This is a genomic window from Novosphingobium sp. KN65.2 (assembly GCF_001368935.1).
GTDB classification, from domain to species: Bacteria; Pseudomonadota; Alphaproteobacteria; order Sphingomonadales; family Sphingomonadaceae; genus Novosphingobium; species Novosphingobium mathurense.
On record NZ_CCBH010000208.1, the window covers coordinates 1 to 20,655 of the forward strand.

Sequence of the window (20,655 nt, forward strand, 5' to 3'; positions counted from 1 at the left end):
CCGCCGCCGCAGACATATTGTACGGTGGCGAAGCAGGATGGTAGCACCGCGTAGAGCAAGGCCGTGCTAATCGAATGAAGAACGAGAAAGGGCCACAATCCAGACTGTGAAAACTGGGCCAGCGTTACTGGACACTCAACTGCCATCAGAATAGCCGGCAGGCGTAAAAGCCAGGCATCGTCCATCCGGCGCAGCCGGTCCGCCACATAACCGCCGGCCAGCGAGCCGAAAACCGTTCCGGTCGCAGTCGCGAGCCCGAACAGGCTTCCAGCCTGCGTTGCGGACAAGCCCATGTCTCGGATCAGGAAAGCGGGCGTGAAAATAATCACCGCGAAAGGCATGGCGGTAAAGAAGAGCAATCCCGTCAGTACCGACACGAAAGCCGGCTTACGCGCCAAGGCGGCCAGATCCTGCCGAAAAGGAGGCGAGGCCGCTCCAGGAGCCGTTCTCCTTGGCTCGCGCAGCACCGATAAGACCAGAAACGCAATGGGCAAGGAGATGGCCGCCATGACAAAGAACGCTTGGCGCCAGCCATGATTTTGAGTGACCCAGCCACCGACGCTGGATGCCAGAAGCGTGCCGAGCGTGCCAGACGCGGTCAGCACGGCAAGCGCCATCGCACGGCGTATCGGCGGAAAATAATCAGCAATCAGAGCGTGCGAAGGAGCCGTCGAACCTCCCTCGGCAAGTCCTACGCCCATGCGCGCGAGGATCAGGAAAGGCAAGGTCGTCGCAAGACCGCACAGACCGGTCATGATCGCCCAGCCCAAGGCGGCCCAAAACAAGACCCTCTTGCGACCATGGCGATCAGCGACGCGCGCCAGCGGGATACTCGAGAGTGCATAGCAGATTCCGAAAGGTGCACCCCCGAGCAAACCCAGCATCGTGTCGGACAACGCGAATTCCTGCTTCAGCTGCTCCAGTACGATGGACATGACGCCCCGATCCATCGTGCTCGACACGCCGGCAAGGAACAGCACGAAGAGGAACAGCCAGCGTCTTGCCGGAGAGAAGGCATCCCACGGCCCAGCCTGCGCCGCGCCCGCGCTGACACACTCCTCTCGCGCAATCTGTTGCGGCTCGATGCGATCAGAAAAGGCGGCCACCCCCGACCTCCAGATTTTCGCCTACGATCATCTCGGCTTCGTCGCTCGACAAATAGAGGACCGCACCGGCCATCTCTTCTGGTTTCGCGAGCCGGGGCACTACCTGCATCGCGGCGGTCACTTGGCCCTGCAAATCGGGTGGCAGGTTATCGAGGACCAGGGGCGTCGCGGTCAGACCCGGAGATATGCTGTTGACGCGAATTCGGTCCTTGCCGAGTTCGATACTGGCATGGTGCGATAGGTTGATGACCGCCGCCTTCGCGGCAGTGTAGGCGATGGGTGCCGCAGCGGTATAGACAGAGGCGGTATTGGAGGCGCAGTTGACGATGGTGCCCCCTCCTCCCGATCGCATCACTGGAATTTCATGCTTCATTGCCAGGAAGGTCGAGGTCAGGTTCATCCTGAACGTCCATTCCCATTGCTCAAGCGTGGTCTCCTCGATGCGGCTTCCCTGCGGAGCGCCGACATTGTTGAAGGCATGCCTGATGGGCCCGTAAGCGTCGCAGGCGGCGATGATCGCTGCGCGTACTGAAGCCTCGTCGACGGCATCGCATGCCACGAAAAGCGCATTGCCGCCTGCCGCGCGAATATTCTCCGCAGCAGCTTCGCCCCGGCTCTGGTCGACCTCGGCGATTGCGACATTCGCTCCCTCCGATGCGAACGCCCGAGCTGTGGCAAGTCCGATGCCATTGCCGGCCCCGGTGATGAAAACCGATCTTCCCTCAAAGCGGCGCTGTGTCATATCTCTCCCCGATCTTCCTGTTTGTTGTTGGCTATGTCCGGCGCGCCTTCAGCAAGGCATCCAGAAACATCATGGTGACGTGCAGAGCCTGCTGGTTGGCAGCGCGTGTCTGGTCTTCCGTTTCGCCGGCGAAATCGTGGCCCACACCCGCCATTATCTCCAGCTGCACCTGCCCGCCGGCCGCCGCCAGCCGTTCGGCCATCTCGATCGATTGCTGGGGTGGAATGAGCAAATCGCAGTCCCCTGCTATCAGCAGCATGGGCGCGCTGGACGGCGAGACGTAGTTGATTGGTCCGGCGGAGCGGAGGAAGCCGGGATCGACTTCATGCGGCATTCCGCCTAGAAGACTCCACTCCGGCGCACTGCGATCGGTGCGCGGATAGCAGCCTGGCAGTTGCGCGCATTGCTCGGTGATGGACGCCATGTTGAACCCGCCGAACCAGGCGACCGCCGCCTGCACGGTTTCGCTGACATCGATGAGCGACTCATCCCGCGACGCGAGTTCGCTCGCCCCAGAGGTAGTCGCAGCGATGGCGGCCAGGTGCCCACCGCACGAAGCGCCCCAGACGCCGATGCGCGATGGGTCGCCCCCGTAAAGCTCGGCGTTTGCGCGCAGAAATTTGATGGCGCTCTTCACATCCTGCGCCTGGGCCGGCCAGATCGCCTCCCCGACGAGCCGATATTCTATCGACGCAATGACGTAGCCCGTCGCCGCCAACGCCGCGAGTACCCAAGGGAAGCGACGCAGCGGGCGACTTGAGCGGGAATCCCCCCTCGCCCAACTGCCCCCATGGATGAAGATCAGTATGGGGTGCCCGCCTTCAGCATCGACGCCTGGGCGGTAGAGGTCCAGTGTCAATGGCCGGCATGAAGGAGGTGTGCTGTACTGGATGGCGGGCGTCATCGTCACGCCGTCGGGAAAGTCAACCTTAATGGGCGGCCACGTCCGATCAATGACATGACCCATGGTGACATCGATTTGCGGTACGGATGGCGGGTTCATGGCATTGTCCTTATTCCGGGATCGGCAGAGCCAGAACCGTCGCGAGGGATCACGTCCGCTGCATCGCCCTCCCCTCAGGGAAGGGCAATCCTGACGAAGTCAGGTGATGCACCACCGCCACAGATCGGCGAGCCACCCACCAGATAGAGGTCGCGGCCAACGACGGCCGCTCCCAACGCGTGCCGCCCAGCAGGCATGGCGGGCAAATCTACCCAGCGATCATACCGAGGATCATAGGCGGTCACGTCCGCGAAAGTCATTACCATCCCTGGACCGCCGCCGGGCTTGCACTCCCCTCCTGCGTATATGATCCGCCCGCCGGCTACCGCAAACGCACCAGCCGAACGCGCCTCGGGCAAGGGAGCTGCCGATGTCCATTTATCCACTCGCGGGTCATAAACGTCGTGACGATCGAGCAAGCCGCTAAAATCATTGATCCGCCCACCGAACACATGAATTCGGCCTTCAATCACCCCTATCCCCATATGGTCGCGAGGCGGCCCGGGAAGCGCGGCTGCAGTTGTCCAGGCCCCAGTCTTTGGATCGAATACCTCATGCATATTGCTGCTATGCTCCCCGACCTTCAGCATGCCGTCAGGGGTCGGCACATCGACGATCCGATCGGAAAGCCGACCGCCAAGCGCATGAAGCTTCCCTGCCACGGCCACAAGGGCGATGGAGCCGCGCGGCACCGTGAGCGGCGGCAGCGCCTTCCACCTGTCGGTCGTCGGATCGTAGACGTAGAAACCGCGCTGCGGGCCGATATGGACTATGTCGTCAAAGCCGCCCAATGCATAAAGGCGTCCATTCATAACCGTCATCGCCAGATGACTGGTGGGGACCGGAAATGGCGCACCTGCGGACCATGTGGCGGACCTGCCGTCATAAATGTGATGGGTTGAAGATGCGTTCTGTATGATGCCCTGCGGACTGACTTCAGTGCCGCCAACGACATGAATCCTGCGCTCCTCGGCGGCGACGGCAACTTCGGCCACCGAGACCGGAAGGGGCGGCAAGCTCTTCCACAGCGCCGGCTCATCTGCCGCCCGCGCCGCATCGACGACCAAAAACAGCGACAGAGAGCCACAAAGGGCCATAGCTGCGGACATCTTGGCCATCGAGCCCCGATACATTAAGCGCGCCTCCTCCCGATGCAGCCTTGATGGTGCCGTTTTTTTATTTCCGCAGAGCGATATTCAGGACCTTCTGCTCGGTATAGGAGAGCATTTCCTCAAGGCCTTCCTCGCGGCCGGTACCGCTGTTCTTGAAGCCACCATAGTTCATGGCGGGGTAATGCGGGCCGACCGAGTTGATCCAGACATAGCCCGCCTGTACCCGGCGAGCGGCTCCCAGGGCATTGTCGATGTCATTGGTCCAGATCGAGGCGGTCAGGCCCAGATCGACCGCATTGGCGATGTCCAGGGCCTGTTCGAAGGTCGACCACTTCATCACCGAGAGGATCGGCCCGAAGACCTCCTCATTGGCGATACGCATGTCCTGCGTGACATCGCCGAACAGGGTCGGACGGACCCAGAACCCTTTTTCAAATCCCGCGCCAACCGGGCGATGCCCCCCGGCCAGCAGCTTGGCGCCTTGGGCCTTCGCCACCTCGATATAGTTCAGGACCTTATCATACTGGCCCTTGGAGTTGATGGCGCCCATCTGGCTCGCTTCATCCATCGGGTCGCCAACCCGGATGGCCTCGATCCGGTCGACAAGGCCGGCGACGACCTCGTCATAAAGGCTCTCGTGCAGCAGCAGCCGGCTGGTGGAACCGCAGGACTGGCCTTGCCAGGAGAAATTCATACCCGCGACGGCCGAGGCTATGATAGCCTGCGGATCGACGTCGGGGAACACGATCATCGGGTTCTTGCCACCCAGCTCCAGGGTCACATTCTTGACACCCGTTTCCGCGGCCATGCGCTGGATCGCCATGCCGGTCCCGACCGACCCGATGAAAGCGATGCGCTTGACCTGCGGATGCTTGACCAGAGGAGCGCCGACACCGGCGCCCGTACCCGTCACGATATTGAAGACACCCGGCGGCAATGCCTCGCGCGCAATCTCGGAGAGGATCAGCGCGGACAGCGACGCCGTTTCGGGCGGCTTCACAATCACGGCGTTCCCAGCCATCAACGCGCCCGCGGTGCGGGCCGTGGCGAACATGACCGGATGATTGAACGGCACGATCCGCGCCACCACGCCGTAGGGCTCGCGGACGGTGAAATGCAGATTGTTGGGCGTGGCGGGAATGCTCTCGCCCTTCAGCTCATAAGCAAGGCCGGCATAATAGTTGATGCTGTCGACGCCATGCTTCACGTCGCCCCGCATGGGTACGATCGTGTTGCCGGTATCGCGAACCTCCACCTCGAGAAGCTCATCCGCACGCGCCAGGATTGCCTTGCCGAAATCGCGCAGAGCATTGGCCCGCGCCGCCACACCGATACCGTTCCACTCGGGCCATGCCTGCTCGGCAGCGGCCACCGCCTTCGCCACGTCGCGCTCGTTGCCGGCGGGAAACTTGCCGATCGCTTCCTCCGTTGCCGGATTGATCGCCTCGATCCATTCGCCGCTCTCGCTCTCCACGAGCTCGCCGCCAATCAACATACGCGTCGCTTGGGTCACCGAATTCACGCTTATCCTCGATCCTGGATTGCGGGCAACGCTGCTTGACCAGCGCCCGGCGCATTCTTCTATTCGTTCGGTCGGCAAACCCGGGAAGCCCAAACGTCCAACCTTTCGACCAACCTCGATCATCAAGTATCCGTCCGCGGGGCGTCTTGGCTATCGCGAAAGGAGCACGAAGTTTTTCCGTTTTAGAAACGGGCCAATGGGGCGACTTTGGGTAGAGTAGCCCCAGCGCGACTTGCCCCTGAAATCGCCGGCACGGCCTGGGGGTTTGCGAACAAGGGGATGGATTATGAGCAGCGCCCTGCACCTGTTGGCCCTGCTCCTGCTCGCGACGCCGCAAGCCCGGCCTAACGCGCCTCCGCCAGCGTCGTTGGACCTTCCCAAGATCCGCGACCAGTTTCTTACAGACATGCGCTGCGAACCGGCCTTTGCGCCAGTGGCACCACCTGCCGATCCACAGGCCATGGCTGCCAGCTACCTTGTCGAGGCCACGCTGTGGCGCGAGAACCGGGAGAAGAGGAAGCCATGTCCGGCGGGCTGAGCTCCCATAATCTCCTGCCGGGCGCGTTGATGATATTGTCGCTCGCGATTACGGCCTCTCCCTCGGTCGCACGCGCGGCGAGCGAGCAGGTGCAGGCCGATATATTGCTGCAGCGGATGCGTGTCAGCCTGACAGGTGGTAGAATTGTCGAAACGCTCGACAATATTGCCCAATATCGTTCCCTGAACGTAGCAACGCCTCCGCCGTTACTCCTGCTGGAAGCGCGGCTATCCTTCCTCAACCACGATTATCAGCGCGCGGTTCAGGCACTCGATAGCTACCTGGCACTAGCCGGAATCCGGAACGACCCCCGCTATGCAGAGGCGCTCGCACTGTCGGATCAGGCGCGCGCGGCTCTTGCCGCTGACCGGACACGGCGCCAGGCGATCAACCTGGACGCCGCGCGTGCGCAATGCAGTCGCTCCACACCGAGCGGCGCCTCGCAACTTGCGCCCGGCCAGCGCTTCCGAGACTGCATATCCACGCCGCAGATGATCGTCGTGCCGGGTGGCAGTTTCCAGATGGGCCCGTCGGTTGATGGCCGTCCCGAAGACAAGACAGCCAATCCGCGCCATGCCGTCGCCATCAAGCCGTTCGCCATCAGCGTCATGGAAGTGACCTTCGATGACTGGTCGGCCTGTGTCGAAGGCGGCGGATGCGAGGGTTACCGTCCGGCCGATCGCTGGGGTCAACGGGACCAGCCCGTCATCAATGTCAGCTGGGACGATGCGCAATCCTATGTCACCTGGCTGCGCACGGTCACTGGGAAGTCCTACCGCCTGCCGAGCGAGGCAGAGTGGGAATATGCTGCACGCGGCGGCAGAATGACGGATTATGCGACGGGCGCCGGCATAACGACCGCCGATGCCAATTTCGACCATCCTGACGGCACGGTCGCGGTCGGCAGCTATGCCCCCAATGGATTTGGCGTCCATGACATGCACGGCAATGTCTGGGAATGGACCGCGGATTGCTGGAATGACAGCCATGCGGGCGCCCCGGCGGACGGGTCTGCGAGAACAGCGGGCGACTGCGCGCTCCGCGTTTTTCGGGGCGGGTGCTGGTACAACAACGCCTCCACGTTGCGCGCGAGCGTTCGCTATCCTTCGCGACAAGGCTCGCGCGCAACGCCATAACCGGTATCAGGCTGGCGCGTGATCTGGACTGACAACAAGCAAGAAGAGGGAGAATAGCTTGGAACTCGCTGGCAAAACGGCATTCATTACCGGTGCGGGCGGCGGCATAGGCCGGTCGCTGGCACGCAGCTTCGCGAACGCGGGCGCTAATGTCGTCATCACCGACATTCGCGAGGATTTGCTGGAACAAACGGCATCCCTGGTCCGTGAAGAGGGCGGCGCGGTTCTGGCCTCAGTGGGGGATCTGACCGAACCGGACACCGCCCAAACCATCATCGCAGCGGCGCTCGACACATTCGGCGCATTGGATTGCGCCGTCAACAACGCCGCCTTCTACCCTCCCGATACGCCACTGCCCGATCTCGACGAAGAGCTCGCCCGCAAGGTGATGGATGTCGATTTCTGGGGAGTGTTCCACTGCATGCGGGCCGAAATAAAAGCGATGCGACAACAGTCAAAGGGCTCGATCGTTAACATTTCGTCCGGGGCGGGGATATTGGGGCATCCCGGCAACGCGATCTACAGCGCGGCCAAGCATGCCGTGGTCGGTATTGCCAGAACGGCCGCGTTGGATCATTCGCGCGAGGGTATCCGTGTCAATGTCATCTGCCCGGGAATGATCGAGACGCCGCCGCTGCAGGAGTGGCTTGCGGATCCCCAGATGCGCGGCATGATGACCGCTCTGCACCCGATCGGTCGCCTGGGCCAGCCCGATGAGATTGCGGAAGCAGCCCTGTGGCTATGTTCGGATCGGTCAAGTTTCGTGACGGGAGCGGTCATTCCGGTCGATGGCGGCTATACAGCCCAGTAACGGTCCGGGTCTGGCAGCAGTGCAATTCAGATTTGCGTCAGCAGCCAGGCGCGCGCCTCCCCTTCTCTCTCGAAAGCCCTGAGCGGTGCACTTTCACCGGCGGCCCGTTTGAGCTGCAGACGCAGTAGCGCGGAGTCGAGGACCATGGCTATAGCAAGACATCCCGCCGCCATCAGCCATGGCGTGGTAGCGCCGTGCCGTTCCACGATTTCGGCCCCTTGGGGCGGTGAACCGGCAAGCGCGACAAGAAAGGCGAAGCCAGTCGAAGGTGCACTGCACAATTTATCGCGAAGATCGCGTTCATAGCGCTCCATGACAACGTCATCCCAGAAGCTGCTCGATCGTACTATCAGCAGCCGCTCTTCCCAGACAAGCTCGTACAAGCCATTCCCTCTCTGCCCGTCTAATATGATGCCCATATAGATCATCTAGCTAGGATGGCTACAGGGGCGACGAGACGCGTCCCGGTTCAGTCGCGCGACCAATAGGCAAAGCCCAGACCCGTGACGGCATGGCGTGCCGGAATATAGTCCACGACATTCCCCTTGATGCCGTCAAAGGCACCTGCAGCCACGATCCACGAGCGGATTTCACCCGATCCTCCGCGCAGGGTGTCGGAATCGAACGAGAAAAGATGGCCCAGTTTTTCCCCTTCAGCCCGCTCGATCCGCTCAAGCACCCAATGATCGAGGGGTTCGTCCACCCATCCCGCACGCGGACCGATCGGGTCATGCGAAAGACCGCCGGAACCATAGATGCCGATCCGTTCGGAGCGATCTGCAAAAATCTCGGCGATCGCCTTCCCCAAAGCATAGCACCGCGCGCCGGACGGCATCGGAGGGTGATAGGAGCTGACGAAAAGCGGGATGGTCGGCAGCATAGTCTCGTGCAGTCCGCATGCTCGTGCCACTCGCGTAAAGGCATGGCCCAAACCGCCCTCGGGCCGCGCAAGTGGAACCAATTTCTCCATCAGCGCCGGGTCGAAATTGCGTTCCAGCAAGCCATTCAGCAACGTCATCGCGACGGACGGCTCGCCTTTCAAGCTGATATGATTGTCCTTCCGGTCCTGTCCGATCCAGGAGATGCTGGTCGAGCCCGAAACCTCCTCGCCCGCATAAACCGCAATGCCCGGGTTGCAGGCGTTCGAGAACACCTCAGCCTGGTCGTCACCAACGATGATGACCGCATCGAGCCGATGCTCCTCGATCTGGCGGCGCAGGGTCGCGAACGCCTCGCCTATCCGCTCAATCCATCCTGCGATCACCTCAGGCGTCTCGTCGGCCAGTTCACGCGGCTGCGGAACGTCGCGGGTCAGGCCCTTGTGAATGGCCGGCCAATATTCGATGTCTGCAAACAGAGACGGTGCGTGGGAAGAGGCTAAACCAAGAACCACAGGCATCGCGAATTCTCCTTTAGGGGCCGAAAGCCCCCCCCTTTTTTTTTCAAAAAAAAAGGGGGGGCCGGCAATATATCTACGGTCGGCTGCGGCGCCGCGGCGCCGAGGGTTAGTGCCCCTCGCTCGCAGCGCCATTGGGATGATATAGTTCTTTGATGAAACCGGTATCATCGATATGCCGAAGATAGTGCAGATCCCACAGTTCCATCGGGTTTACGCGCAGCGCATCCTTGTCGGTGTAAACCGCCTCCTCATAGACGTTTGAAATCGCCGCCATCGAAGGGATGAGCTTGGGTTCGAGCAGCGGAGCCAACAAGCCCCACGCCTCGGCCGCCTGCGCGTAGTTCATCTTACCCTCGATCGTATGATGATCCATGATGATCTTGATGCTTTCTTCCCGGCGCGTCTTGAAGAAATGGATTCCTTCGATCATCGCCTTGAGGAAGCGATTGACAATATCCGGATTTTTTTCCGCGAAGCGTAGGCTCGTCGAAAGGCTGGTGAAGTGGATCATGGGCATCGGCTCGAGATCGATAACCTTCATCCCGGCCTCGCGGGCGAACGCGGTTTGCGGCGGCAGCAGGAAGCAGGCGTCAACTTCCTTGTCTTTCACCCACTGGTAGAGGGGTGGCAAAGTCCAGCCTTCGGGGTCCGCCATGTTCGTTGGATCCATGGAGCCTTTGCGGTGCTTGATCTGGTTCACGACCTCAACCTGGTCGAGAGCCATGTCCAGGCCGCGCTTCTTGAGGTAGAGCCAGGCGTCTAACGCGGGGTGCGAACCGCGGGCTCCTACCTTCTTCTCGAAAAGATCCTCGACCGAACGAATACCGGAATCGGGGCGCACACACAGTGAGTGATGCAACTTGCTGATCGTCTGGCCCAGATAGACCCAATTGTCGCCACGCGCCCGATTCCCATAGGTGGAGACATGATTGCCGCCGACGAATTCCACGTCGCCGTTCAGGATGGCATCATGGGCTTCGTTCGAGGAAATATAACGCTGATAATCCACGTCCAGGCCGTGCTTCTCGAAGGCACCGGACTGCGCAATGACGTGCAGCATCACCAGGTGCGTGCTCGACCGGTACGGAAAAAAGATCTTATCCAAACGGCTTCTCCAGTCTCTTCTGCACATCGATCGCCCCAAGTTCAGCCGCAAGAATGCAGCAGAACAGGAGGCTTGGTCCTGTCCCCACTGCGGTGCTCTGTAGACGCAGATCACAGGCCGCTGTTTCGGGGTGACAATTCGTCTATCAGCTGCTGTGGGAGCTCGGAACTTCCAATCCCGCACATCCTTTTTCCGACGCAGCAATCTTCGCTGTGAAGGGCGCGGATATGCGGCGGCGTAACTCTCGACAGGTGGCTTCCAGAGCCTGATCGGCTTTGCTTAGACCCGCGCGCCTGCTAAGGTCGCTGCTGGATATCTAATGTGCGCCTGGGGCGCTCGCGAAAACATGGACGCGCCATGCGGGTTCCGAACGATGGGAGAGCGTTTTCGAATGGACGCCATAAATAATATGACCGTTTTTGTTAGGGTGGTGGAAAAAGAGAGCTTTACCGCCGCTGCCAATGTGCTGAACTGCTCCACATCTTCCATCAGCAAACGCATCAACCAGCTAGAACATGACGTAGGGGCAAAGCTCTTAAACAGGACTACTCATAGTGTCCTGAGCCTCACTGAAGCGGGTAAAATATATTTCGAACGGGCGCGCCGGATTATTTACGAAATCGAAAGTGCCAAGGAATCTGTTCTTGAGCTCACCCAATCGCTCAATGGCACGTTGAAGGTCCACATGACGCCAGGGACGGGGCTAACCATCGCCCTCCCAGCGGTCATGGAATTCATGAAGACCTATCCTTCCTTGACTGTAGAAGTTTCGATCAAGCCCGAGGTCATCGATATCTTGCGTATGGGATTTGACGTCTCGATCAGGAGCGGCGCCATTGAAGAAGATGATATCAACCTCGCAAGCATCGACGCGCATAGGCTTTCCAAAGCGCAATATGCCATCGCCGCTTCGCCTGAATATCTTTCCCGGCGCGGTCGTCCTGTGCACCCCACCGATCTTGTCAAGCACAACTGCTTGATCTCCTCCCGCCAGCACTCTCCGACCCGGTGGTGGTTTTGGCAGGAGCACAAAAAGTTCTCCGTCGAGGTTTCAGGCACACTCTTCGCAGACAATTGGTCCGTCATCTATGATGCGGCTCGCTCGGGGTTAGGCATAGCTCGCCTGCTGCAAATCCATCCGGCCCAACATAAGTTCGAGAGCCTGGAAATCCTATTCCCACACCTTACCATACCCGACCGGGTGATATGGGCGCTCACCCCACATATGAGGCCGATGCCGAAAAAAATTTCTGTCTTTCTTGACTTCATGCGCGCCGCATTCACCAAAGAGGCTCAAGCAGAGCCTGTCATCCATGCATGAAGTGGACAAATCTCCCGCAGGTTCCTCTCATGGTGCGTTCTGGCAGAAGAATAGGCGCCCTGGCTAAGCAGAGCGCCTACGCACAACACAGATCAAAAATCAAAGCGAGCGCGAACACCATAGGTTCGGGGCGGCTTCAAATTTCCGACCACCATGCCGTCCGGCCCCGTCGCATTGTTGAGAACGAAAGGCGAGTGGAAGACTCCATTGACCACGGCTTCTTTCGTAAGGTTGCGGCCCCACAAGGAAATGGACCAATCGCCCTGCTTGCCCGTATAGGTCAGTTCGCCGTCCACCGTTGCATAGGCCTTCTGACGTTCGGACGGCAGGAATTCTACCGCCGTATAATAGGATGAGGAGAATTGAACGCTGGCTCCGGCGGTGATGGTGGCGCCGTCCGAAAGATGGAAAATGTGATCATAGGACGCGTTCCCGGTCCATTCAGGCGCTCTGACGATCGGCTTGCCGGCGCATTCGATCCCGAAGTCACCCGCCGCATTGACGGTAGGCGTCACGGCACAGCTCGTGTTTGGGGGGAAAAAGATTGGAGAGGTGTAGAAGAAGGACTTGTATTTCGATTTGTTGAACTGTGCGCTGATGGCGAAATGATCGTCCTGCGTCGGCTGGAACTGAATATCGATCAAAGCGCCGTAGCTTTCGGCCCGACCCGCGTTGGCAGTAACGAACGTAAAGATATCGGGGACCGACGTCGGCCCCAGATAGGCCTCCTGATGATCCCTGTAGTTGTAATAGAAAGCCTCCAAATTGAGCTGAAGCTGGTTGTCGAAGAAGCGATTCTTCGAACCCAGTTCATAGGCCGTCAGCTTTTCAGGGCGGAATGTATTTGGCGCGGGTGCGGAATATATGCCTCCTGATTTGAAACCGGTGCTGACATTCGCGTAGAGCAGCGATCGCGGACCGACATCATACTCAAGACCTGCCTTCCACGTGACGGAATTCGACGACACGCGGCCGTCGTTGCTGATGAGCGCAACACAGGGCGCGAACGCCACCGGGGAAGTCGGATCGAACTGATGTGATCCAGTACACTGGCCCGTCTGCTGGTCGGGTCCGGCATAGGACGCCTGATCCGCGTCCACTACTTTCCTTTCGTAAGTGTAGCGCAGACCACCCGTCAGACGGAACACAGCGCTTATGCTGTACGTCGCTTGGCCAAAGGCGGCATAGCTTCTTGTACGACCGCGAAAGTCGAACACTTGGTCGCCCGTGAAGTTCGCTTGACTGAGGCGCAGGCTCCGGCCGGGAAGATTGGCCTGAACCTCGTTGAAGTAATAGCCACCCAAGACCCATTTCAGTTTGTCGCTCTGGTTCGAGAGGCGAACTTCAAGGCTCGACTGTTTGTCATTCTCGTTCTCGCGAATTTGATATTCCGCAATCGGAAAATAGTCGGAATGCTCGCCATAGCGATATGCTGGAAGGATTGTCAGGGTAGCCGGTCCGAAATTCCAATTGATTTCGGCATTTACGCCATAGACCTCTGTTCGGTCGAAGCCGTTCTTCAGCGGAGCCTGAAACAGGAAACCCGGAACGGGCGAGGCGATCGGCGATCCGGCGGGATTATTCTGCGCCTGGTAATAAGCCAACAAAGGCTGGCTTGGGCCGCCCCAGATATCGTAAGCTGGCCCGCCTGGCAAAGTGCGCCCGTTCGTGATCGTGTTGCCCGCTCCTCGGCCATTGCCGTGTTGATAGAAGCCGCTCAGAAGCAGCGAAAAGTCACTGTCCGGCTTATAGAGCAACTGCGCGCGCGCCGCCTGACTCTTTTCGTCGTCATATCCATCCCGTAGGTAACCGTTACGATGGACGTCCTTGCCGGAAATGCGGATTGCCAAATCCTGACTGACCGCGACGTTAGCCGCGGCCTCACCGCTCAGCAGATCATAATTGCCCGCATTGACGGTAAAATATCCGCCGTTTTCACCCAGCACCGGCCTTTTGGTTATGATGTTGAGCGCACCGCCGGATGCATTTCGACCATAAAGCGTACCTTGTGGCCCCTTCAACGCTTCCACGCGGTCAAGATCGAAAAAAGCGCCCCGCACCGCCCATCCGCGCGATACATAAACCCCGTCGACGTTTATCGCGATGGCGCCTTCAGCGTTGCTGTTGGTAGCGTAGTTGCCGACACCGCGGATATACACCTGGGGCATGCCCGACCCGCCGGTGGCAATTTGAACGCCGGTGGCCACCTTCGAGATATCCTCGGGCCGCGAGACGCCAGCTCTCAGAAGCTGTTGCGCATCAATGGCCTGGACCGCCAACGCCGCGCGCTGGACATTCTCCTCGCGGCGATTGGCTGTGACGATGATGTCCGCAATGCCGGCTTCCGGTTCGCCAGCCTGAGAAACTTCAGATTGCGCCAACGCCGGAGTAATTCCAACAAAAAAGCTTACGCCGCACATAAGAAGCGTACGCATAGATCCCCTCCCCTTCTCGAATTTCTGTTCTCTACTTTTTTAAAACCTTGCGTAGATTGTCCGGACTGACGCCACCGATTGCTGCGGCAGGAAGGTCGATGAGCCCGATCTGCGTCAGGACCGAAGCATGATCCCACATGAGATGCTCATAGGCGATCTTATCGCCGTCAAACCCCACCTGCACGTTCATGACGACCTCAACTCGTCGCCCGGTCGGAGCGACGCCAGGTATCTTCCAGGGCATTTCGACATCATGGACGAACCGAAACAGGAATTCGTCGACGATATGATTTTCGCCGATCACGCGCGACATCGGCTCCATTTCGACAAAAGACGGCATTTTGCACAGGAAGTCATTGGCGTAGAAGGAATATACTTCGTCGCGGCCATAGAGCAGCTGGCCTAACGGAACACACAGAATATAAGGATGCGGCGACATCGTCGCTATTGCGGCATCAGCGTCACGCAGACCAAACTCTGCGTAACCATGCTGCTCCCATGTTTTCACCATGAGCTGTTGCTGCTCGGTTAATCCCATGTCGAATCCCTCCCGTCCGGAAACACGCAAAGCGCCGACGACTTGTCATCGGGCAAGCCATATCTGGAAGGGGCCGAGCTACCCGTCGGCAATAGGCGTCGAACCACCGGTCGACAGCTGCGATCGCAGCGCCCCCCTCCAGCTTTGCCTCTAGCCGGCGCATATTTTGTGTGCCGGTTCTACTTGCAGACTAAGTAGCAGCGGAGAAATTGCGGCGGAATTTCCAATCCTTCACCACGTTTTTCCACTTTCGCAATGATCCCCACCGGGCCGTGATTGAAGCTTGGCAGCCGTGGCGAGCGACGGGGTTCCTATATTCGCCCGACTCTCACCGCGCAGTGAACAGCCACCGATCCCGTGGGCTCTCTTGCTCCCTTCAAGCCGCCGGCTGCACTAGGTTAGCTGCCATACAAGCGGGAAGACCGGAGCCACGGGCCGAGCCCCGTCCGCGAGTTCCGGAAAAGGGAAATCCGGCTGCATTTTGTGCAAACGACGCATGAAATTATCCCCTGACCCCATCCACCTGACGTCGTCGCCGAACCAGCGCGTCGCGACAGCGCGGCGCCGACTTGTGCTGCTAAGATTGCCTGGCGCGCCATGCACGGTGAGCGGGTGATGAATCAGCACATCGCCGGGTTCAAGATTCCAGGTGAGGAACTCATAGCTTTCCGGATGGTCGCGGATGTCCGCAATGGAAGCACCATTAGGGGCCTTGATGACATCAAATGCCTCGGCCGACCCAGCCGTCGCGCCACTGCCCTCATTCCACTTTTCCTGCGGGAAAAAGGCGTCCCACAGATGCGACCCGCGGACATAGGTAACAACGCCGTTCTCCGGAGTCGCCACGTCCATGGGCACCCAGATCGAGATGATGTCGTTCCCTAGGACCGGCCAATAAGGCAGATCCTGGTGCCAGGGCGTTCGCTTGCTAGACCCCGGCTCCTTCACCAGCAACTGATCATAGAAGAATCGGACGTGCCTTGAGCCCATGAGCTTTCCAGCCAGCTCGCCCAGCGGGCCTTCGTTTACGAAGGCCGCGTAATCGGCATCTTCGAGCCAAGGGAAGAAGCCTGCGAAAAACCGGCCGTCTCCAGGCTTGTTGATATCGGTCCCGGACTGCCGCTCGAGAATTCTGTCAGTAGCCCGGGCTAACCGCTCAATCCATTCCGCCGGTACAACCCCGCGCAGAACCGCAGCCCCGTCGCGCTGATAGGCGAGGCGCGCCTCCTCGATCGGATCCTGCAGCGTTGAGTTGGCCATCTTCATCTTCCCCGGCAATGTTGTCACCGCATACATTGCCGGGCTCCCCGCAATATGTCAATGGATCAGCATGACATCGCGACGCTTTCATCATGGTAACCTGCGCGCGGCGCTGATCGATCTGGCGACTATGGATCTCGTGGCCGGGTCCGCAGAAACTCTCTCGCTACGCGACCTTTCGGCACGGCTCGGAGTTTCCCGGGCAGCGCCCTACCGGCATTTTCCGACCAAGGAGGACTTGTTACGTGCCGTGGCCGAAGCCGGGCTGCGACGCATTACGGAGGAGTATCTCGCGGCCGAAAGCATGGAGGCCAGACCTGCCGAGCGATTGCGCATCGCCTGCCGCGCTTATCTGGCACTGGCGGCTGACAATCCTGGACTTTTCAACCTTCTGTTCTTTACCCACGCCTATGCGGATGGACAGCGCAAGGATGGTGGCTCGCCGGGCTCCGCATTTTCCATCTTCGAAAGACTTGTGGCAGCCAATCTGGACGCTCGTGACGAAATCGAGGTCCGGCCGAAGGCTCTGGCGGCGTGGTCCCTTCTTCATGGCTTCGCGGTCCTTCGCATGCAAGGCCGCATCTCGACCTTCGCATCGGAGGAGCAGGTAATGGAAACAGTCGTCAACATTGCCTGTATGCCCCTGTGAGACCAGCATCAACCGCCCGAGCAACAGCATTTTCCAACTTGGAATTACCGCCCATCTCGAGCGCTTGATACTCCGTCTAGATTGGATGAGGCAGCCCCAGCGATCTCATGCCCCTTTGCGCAATCATAAAGATGGTGATGCCGTGAGCACAAATTACAAAGTCGAACATCATGACGTTGTCGTTCCCGTCGTCCGGGCTCTTCGAGAAACTGTCTATGGGGTCAAGACCCATTACGTGGCTGCTGGCGAAGGCGAGCCGGTTCTGCTGATCCATGGCGGTGGGCCGGGTGCTGCCGGATCTACCAGTTGGGAAAATCTGATGCAGGCTCTTGCGCCGCATTTCCGGGTATACGCCATCGACCTCATGGGCTTTGGCGCGTCGGACAAGCCGATCGTTGACTATTCACTCCAGACATTCGTCGAACATGTGGCCGGCTTCGTCGATGCACTCGGCCTCAACAATATCCGGATCATGGGCAACTCGCAGGGCGCCTTCGTGGCGATCAAATATGTGGTCGACAACCCCGGCAGGGTAAAATCGGCCGCGATGATCAGCACCGGCAACGTCGCTACTGCCTGCGGGCTCGAAACGGGCGAACAGACCAAGAAGCGCACCGACAAATTCACCAAATATTTCGACGGCTCAAAGGAATCCATCCGTACCTTCATGGGCATGATCGTCAACGATCCCTCGCGGATCACCGACGAACTCATCGAAATCCGCCATCAGGTTGCGTCCCAGCCGGGCCACATGCACATGATGAACTCCCTGATGGAATGGCGTAAGCTGTGCGCGCAAGATTCGACTTTCCTCCAGCAGCGTCTGCTGCGCCAGCAGCTGATCAACCTCAATATTCCCACCGCCATACTCTGGGGTGAGGACGATCGCACTGCACCGCTCGATCCCCTTGGCCTCGCGATGCGCGAGTTGCTGCCGCAGATGGCGTTCCACATCGTGAAGGGGGCCGGGCATCAGGTGATGAATGACAAGCCGGAAGAGACCAACGCGATCCTGATCGACCACTTCCGTAAGCATTAAGGCGGCAGCATGACCAACAAGATCCCTGTCGATGATTTGCATCATGTAACCGTGGTGACGCGCGACGCGCGCGCCACCGCGCTCGCCCATGCGGACTTCTACGACATCCCCGAATGGAAGGTGGTCGATTACACGCCCGAACGGCTGAAGCGGACATCGATCCACGGCCGCGGCCCCAGTTCCAACATGAAGCCCGAGGCGATTGGCAATGCATCTCCTCCAGGTGTGTTCGGCTTCCGGTCCGTCCGCGGCGTCAGCCGCACGACAGGGGTGACATTCGAGATCATTCAACCTCTCACGGGGCAGTCCACTTTCGAACATTTCCTCGCGACACGCGGAGCCGGCGTGCACGGCATCTGCATCTCGCGCGTGACGCGCGCCGAAATCTCGGGTTTGCGCGCGTTCCTCGCCGAAAATGACGTTCCGCTCGCTATGACCTATGCCGTCAACGACGATGTGGATTTCTACTATTTCGACACGCGCGCGACACTGGGCGGCTATTATCTCGAAGTGATCGTCGCCGACACTACCAATTGGGCCGACACCGTTCCTGCAGACAATGTCTGGGACTTCTCGGACCAGATGAGCCAGGATGCGGGCGTGCAACCTCCCCGGCGGATCAAGGGCGTCGGCCATTTCGGGGTCGTTGTGCCCGATGTGGAAGCCGCTATCACGCGTTACGCCAAATTGTTCGACGAGCCGATCTGGCGACTGATGAACTGGCGGACCGAGGAATGGCTGCTGGAAGATACCACCACGAATGGCGTCGAGGTAAAACACGCTTTCTACGCCGCGCGCGGCAATGTCGGGAAGACACCGCTGGGCGTTACCATCGGTTTCGAGGTGATCCAGCCGCTGTGGGGACCAAGCCACTATAAGGAGGATTTCCTCCAGGTCGTCGGACCAGGCATCCACCATCTCGATCTCGCCTTTCCCGTTCAGGACTGGGATGAGTGGGACAAGTTCAACCGCTTCATGAAAGACGATTTCCATGCGCCGATGTGCATGAGCGGTTGGTTGCGCGGACGCATCCACCTCTACCACTATCAGGATACGCGACAAAAGCTTGGCTATGTCGTGGAAGTTCATGCCCCCGATCCCGGCAATCCCCCTACGCCTGGCGGCGCTGAGCACTACTGGTATGATTTCTCGGCGAAGGCAGATATCTGAACCAGAGAACGAGCTGCGTATGCCGCGCAGGGCTCGTTGATGGTCGTCGATCTCCAATCCACGCGACTACCTGCGTGCAAACCCACTGTAATCAAGTCGTTCTGGAGCGGCGAAGCCAAAGATCTGACGCCGTCCAGCTTTTCACCGTCAAGGCTCCGCTCGGACACTGAACATCCAAGCGCACGGAAATTTTGGTGTACCCATCCGGTGAGCCCCGCCTTACCCAATCGCTAAGTGAGCGCTGTTAAGCGTGCTCTTGTGCGTGCGCTTAGAAGCGGTGAATGAGCCAGATCACGGTTTTCGCGGGGCCAGAGCGGCGCCGGCGGTGGAGTGAGGAGGAACGGCTGCGCGTGCTGGCTGAGGCGTTCTCGCACGGTGCCTGCGTGGCCGAGGTCTGCCGGCGGCACGATATCTCGACGTCGCTGATCTACACCTGGCGCAGCAAGCTGCGGCAGGCCCATGCCGAGGTGGAGGCCAGCGAACCGGCCGTGCCTGCCTTTGCCGAGGCCGTGGTCGTCGATGAGGATACAGGGTCCTGTGCCGGGGCCGCCCCGGCGATGGTCATCGACCTGGCTCGCGGCAAGCGAGTGAGCGTCTTCCCTTCGGCTTCGCCGGCACAGGTGGTCGCCGTGCTGAAGACGCTGCGGTGATCCCTGCCGGGGCGCGGGTGTGGCTGGCGATGGGCCATACCGATATGAGGAAGGGCATGCAGGGCCTGGCGCTGCTTGTGCAGCAGGCGCTGGAGCGGAACCCCCATGGTGGGGACCTGTTCGTCTTCTGCGGCCGGGCCGGGTCGCTGGTGAAGATCATCTGGCATGACGGGATCGGCATGTCGCTGTACGCCAAGCGGCTCGAGAAGGGGCGCTTCGTCTGGCCCTCGGCGAAGGACGGGATGGTCTCGCTGACCGGCTCGCAACTCGCCTGCCTGCTTGAGGGGATCGACTGGCGCAACCCGCAGTACTCGTGGCGCCCGGCCAGCGCCGGATAGGAGCAAAGCCCAGCATTTCGGGCTTGATCCGGGCCTCAGGCGGTGATTCACTCTCCGGTGTGGAAGCCGCCCTCACGCCCCTTCCGGACGATGTCGCAGCGCTCAAGGCGCTGCTGGCGGCCGCGACCCGGCGGGCGGATGATGCCGAGGCCCGGCTCGCCCATGCCCAGGCCCGCGAGAGTGCCACCGAGGCGGTGATTGCCCACCTCAAGCTCCAGATCGCCAAGCTGAAGCGGGAGCAATACGGCGCCAGCGCCGAGCGGACCCGCCGCCTGCTCGAGCAGATGGAGCTGCAGCTCGAGGACCTCGAGGCCGATGCGGCCAAGGACGACCTTGCTACCGAGGTCGCGAGTGCCAAGGCGACCAGCGTCACCGCGTTCGAACGCAAGCGGCCCTCGCGCAAGCCGTTCCCTGATCATCTGCCACGTGAGCGGGTCGTCATCCCGGCGCCCTGCGCGTGCCCCGCCTGTGGCGGCGAGCGCCTGTCGAAGCTCGGCGAGGATGTTACCGAGACGCTCGAGGTGATCCCCCGCTCATGGAAGGTGATTCAGACCGTGCGCGAGCGGTTCTCGTGCCGGGACTGCGAGACGATCACCCAACCACCGGCACCGTTCCACGTTGTGCCTCGCGGATGGGCCGGCCCGAGCTTCCTCGCCATGCTGCTGTTCGAGAAGTACGGCCAGCACCAGCCCCTCAACCGTCAGGCCGAGCGCTTCGCCCGCGAGGGCGTGCCGCTCAGCACCTCGACCCTGGCCGACCAGGTGTCAATGACACTGTAAAT

Annotated in this window: 20 protein-coding genes and 1 pseudogene; 10 read left to right on the top strand and 11 right to left on the bottom strand. The window is 60.2% G+C overall.

All coding sequences use genetic code 11. The features are described from left to right. From SPHV1_RS22340 to SPHV1_RS22360, 5 genes are all read right to left on the bottom strand, one after another. A partial coding sequence (locus SPHV1_RS22340; RefSeq protein WP_054948206.1) for an MFS transporter occupies positions 1 to 1,106 on the bottom strand: 1,106 nt, incomplete at its 3' end. Beyond that, on the bottom strand, positions 1,090 to 1,848 hold the full coding sequence (locus SPHV1_RS22345; RefSeq protein ID WP_054948207.1) for an SDR family NAD(P)-dependent oxidoreductase: 759 nt from the start codon (positions 1,846 to 1,848) through the stop codon (positions 1,090 to 1,092). The genes SPHV1_RS22345 and SPHV1_RS22340, both read right to left, overlap by 17 nt. A gap of 31 nt (positions 1,849 to 1,879) precedes the next feature. Continuing rightward, positions 1,880 to 2,851 carry an alpha/beta hydrolase gene (locus tag SPHV1_RS22350; protein ID WP_082431119.1) on the bottom strand — a complete coding sequence of 324 codons (972 nt, stop codon included), beginning with the start codon at positions 2,849 to 2,851 and terminating at the stop codon, positions 1,880 to 1,882. A gap of 74 nt (positions 2,852 to 2,925) precedes the next feature. Further along, on the bottom strand, positions 2,926 to 3,969 hold the full coding sequence (locus SPHV1_RS22355; protein WP_197277782.1) for a hypothetical protein: 1,044 nt from the start codon (positions 3,967 to 3,969) through the stop codon (positions 2,926 to 2,928). A gap of 58 nt (positions 3,970 to 4,027) precedes the next feature. Further along, complete coding sequence (locus SPHV1_RS22360) at positions 4,028 to 5,476, bottom strand: aldehyde dehydrogenase family protein (protein WP_231634822.1); 1,449 nt, start codon at positions 5,474 to 5,476, stop codon at positions 4,028 to 4,030. Positions 5,477 to 5,771: 295 nt separating this feature from the next. On the opposite strand from SPHV1_RS22360, the gene SPHV1_RS22365 reads away from it, so the two are divergent. Genes SPHV1_RS22365 through SPHV1_RS22375 form a run of 3 tightly spaced genes read left to right on the top strand, consistent with a single transcriptional unit; the run spans position 5,772 to position 7,970 of the window. Then, positions 5,772 to 6,023 carry a hypothetical protein gene (locus SPHV1_RS22365; RefSeq protein WP_054948211.1) on the top strand — a complete coding sequence of 84 codons (252 nt, stop codon included), beginning with the start codon at positions 5,772 to 5,774 and terminating at the stop codon, positions 6,021 to 6,023. Next, a complete protein-coding gene (locus SPHV1_RS22370; protein WP_082431121.1) occupies positions 6,008 to 7,159 on the top strand; it encodes a formylglycine-generating enzyme family protein in 1,152 nt (383 codons plus the stop codon). Before SPHV1_RS22365 ends, SPHV1_RS22370 begins: the two co-directional genes overlap by 16 nt. Positions 7,160 to 7,217: 58 nt before the next feature. After that, complete coding sequence (locus SPHV1_RS22375) at positions 7,218 to 7,970, top strand: SDR family NAD(P)-dependent oxidoreductase (protein ID WP_054948213.1); 753 nt, start codon at positions 7,218 to 7,220, stop codon at positions 7,968 to 7,970. 26 nt (positions 7,971 to 7,996) lie between these two features. On the opposite strand, the gene SPHV1_RS22380 is transcribed toward SPHV1_RS22375, so the two are convergent. The 3 genes from SPHV1_RS22380 to SPHV1_RS22390 all read right to left on the bottom strand — a co-directional run bounded on the left by SPHV1_RS22380 (position 7,997) and on the right by SPHV1_RS22390 (position 10,474). Beyond that, positions 7,997 to 8,353 carry a hypothetical protein gene (locus tag SPHV1_RS22380; RefSeq protein ID WP_156367426.1) on the bottom strand — a complete coding sequence of 119 codons (357 nt, stop codon included), beginning with the start codon at positions 8,351 to 8,353 and terminating at the stop codon, positions 7,997 to 7,999. Between the two features lie 86 nt (positions 8,354 to 8,439). Continuing rightward, positions 8,440 to 9,501 (bottom strand): hypothetical protein, encoded by a 1,062-nt coding sequence (locus SPHV1_RS22385; protein WP_197277783.1) that lies wholly within the window; start codon positions 9,499 to 9,501, stop codon positions 8,440 to 8,442. Next, complete coding sequence (locus SPHV1_RS22390) at positions 9,476 to 10,474, bottom strand: ABC transporter substrate-binding protein (protein ID WP_197277784.1); 999 nt, start codon at positions 10,472 to 10,474, stop codon at positions 9,476 to 9,478. The genes SPHV1_RS22385 and SPHV1_RS22390 overlap by 26 nt, the downstream gene beginning before the upstream one ends. 391 nt (positions 10,475 to 10,865) lie before the next feature. Between SPHV1_RS22390 and SPHV1_RS22395 the strand changes: the two genes are divergently transcribed. Further along, a complete protein-coding gene (locus SPHV1_RS22395) occupies positions 10,866 to 11,795 on the top strand; it encodes a LysR family transcriptional regulator (protein ID WP_054948217.1) in 930 nt (309 codons plus the stop codon). A 92-nt stretch (positions 11,796 to 11,887) separates the two neighbouring features. Here the strand turns inward: SPHV1_RS22395 and SPHV1_RS22400 are convergent, their stop codons facing one another. From SPHV1_RS22400 to SPHV1_RS22410, 3 genes are all read right to left on the bottom strand, one after another. Then, positions 11,888 to 14,230 carry a TonB-dependent receptor gene (locus tag SPHV1_RS22400; protein WP_082431126.1) on the bottom strand — a complete coding sequence of 781 codons (2,343 nt, stop codon included), beginning with the start codon at positions 14,228 to 14,230 and terminating at the stop codon, positions 11,888 to 11,890. A gap of 31 nt (positions 14,231 to 14,261) precedes the next feature. Next, complete coding sequence (locus tag SPHV1_RS22405) at positions 14,262 to 14,768, bottom strand: nuclear transport factor 2 family protein (RefSeq protein ID WP_156367428.1); 507 nt, start codon at positions 14,766 to 14,768, stop codon at positions 14,262 to 14,264. A gap of 393 nt (positions 14,769 to 15,161) precedes the next feature. Next, on the bottom strand, positions 15,162 to 16,034 hold the full coding sequence (locus SPHV1_RS22410) for a phytanoyl-CoA dioxygenase family protein (RefSeq protein ID WP_197277785.1): 873 nt from the start codon (positions 16,032 to 16,034) through the stop codon (positions 15,162 to 15,164). Here SPHV1_RS22410 and SPHV1_RS22415 point away from each other — a divergent pair. The 6 genes and pseudogenes from SPHV1_RS22415 to SPHV1_RS22445 form a co-directional block, all read left to right on the top strand. Further along, the gene (locus tag SPHV1_RS22415) at positions 16,021 to 16,677 is read left to right on the top strand and encodes a TetR/AcrR family transcriptional regulator (protein ID WP_197277786.1); all 657 of its coding nucleotides are present in this window, start codon (positions 16,021 to 16,023) and stop codon (positions 16,675 to 16,677) included. The genes SPHV1_RS22410 and SPHV1_RS22415 overlap by 14 nt on opposite strands. A 142-nt stretch (positions 16,678 to 16,819) precedes the next feature. Beyond that, on the top strand, positions 16,820 to 17,716 hold the full coding sequence (locus SPHV1_RS22425) for an alpha/beta fold hydrolase (RefSeq protein ID WP_197277787.1): 897 nt from the start codon (positions 16,820 to 16,822) through the stop codon (positions 17,714 to 17,716). Positions 17,717 to 17,725: 9 nt separating this feature from the next. Continuing rightward, the gene (locus SPHV1_RS22430) at positions 17,726 to 18,886 is read left to right on the top strand and encodes a VOC family protein (RefSeq protein ID WP_054948224.1); all 1,161 of its coding nucleotides are present in this window, start codon (positions 17,726 to 17,728) and stop codon (positions 18,884 to 18,886) included. A 281-nt stretch (positions 18,887 to 19,167) separates the two neighbouring features. Then, positions 19,168 to 19,536 (top strand): transposase, encoded by a 369-nt coding sequence (locus tag SPHV1_RS22435; protein ID WP_054948225.1) that lies wholly within the window; start codon positions 19,168 to 19,170, stop codon positions 19,534 to 19,536. Next, entirely contained in the window at positions 19,533 to 19,874 is a 342-nt protein-coding gene (tnpB, locus tag SPHV1_RS22440) for an IS66 family insertion sequence element accessory protein TnpB (protein WP_255352311.1), read from the top strand. Before SPHV1_RS22435 ends, tnpB begins: the two co-directional genes overlap by 4 nt. Positions 19,875 to 19,933: 59 nt before the next feature. Further along, positions 19,934 to 20,638 (top strand): annotated as a pseudogene (locus SPHV1_RS22445) (IS66 family transposase zinc-finger binding domain-containing protein); the annotation flags it as partial. Positions 20,639 to 20,655 lie beyond the last annotated feature (17 nt).